The sequence below is a fragment of the Streptomyces rectiviolaceus genome, assembly GCF_039533825.1.
Taxonomy (GTDB): domain Bacteria; phylum Actinomycetota; class Actinomycetes; order Streptomycetales; family Streptomycetaceae; genus Streptomyces; species Streptomyces rectiviolaceus.
Genome location: NZ_BAAAUG010000120.1, coordinates 1 through 579, shown reverse-complemented (window position 1 = coordinate 579; position 579 = coordinate 1). Strand labels below are relative to the sequence as shown.

The following is a 579-nucleotide window of genomic DNA, read 5'->3' as shown; positions in this document are numbered from 1 at the left end:
CGCACGCCCTTGCCGCCGCGCTCGGCGGCCGCGACGTCCTGCTCCCGCGTCCCTGCCCCGCCTGGTGGGCGCCGCAGGTGCGGCTGCTCGGCCGGTCGGTCTACCACGTGCCGACGCCCGCCGAGTGCGGTGGCGTCCCCGATCCGTACGCCCTCATGGAGACCGTCCGCCGCATCCGTGCCGAGGGCGGCACCCCGCGTCTCCTCGTGCTCTCCGTCGCCGACGACCCCACCGCCACCGTGCCGCCGCCGGAAGTGCTGCACGAAGCCGTGGAGGCGGCCGGGGACGAGGGGCTGCACATCGTCAGTGACGAGACCTGGCGCGACACCCTGCACCGGCCGCACGACACCGTGCTCATCGGCCCCGCCGAGATGGATCCCGAACGGGTGACGGTCCTTGCCGACCTCTCCGGGGCGTTCCTGCCGCCGGGCTGGCCCGCCGCGGTCGCCCGGTTCCCGTCCGGTGCGAGCGGTGCCGCGCTGCGCTCCCGCACCCTGGACGTCCTGACCGCGCTCGGCGCGTGCGTGGCGGCGCCGGTGGGGGCTGCGGCGTCGTACGCCCTGGGCGAGCCGGACGAGG

Annotated in this window: 1 protein-coding gene; it reads left to right on the top strand. The window is 77.0% G+C overall.

Annotated elements, in window-relative coordinates:
• Positions 1-579: aminotransferase class I/II-fold pyridoxal phosphate-dependent enzyme (locus ABD378_RS29760; RefSeq protein WP_344525731.1), on the top strand; the 579-nt coding region annotated here is incomplete at both ends.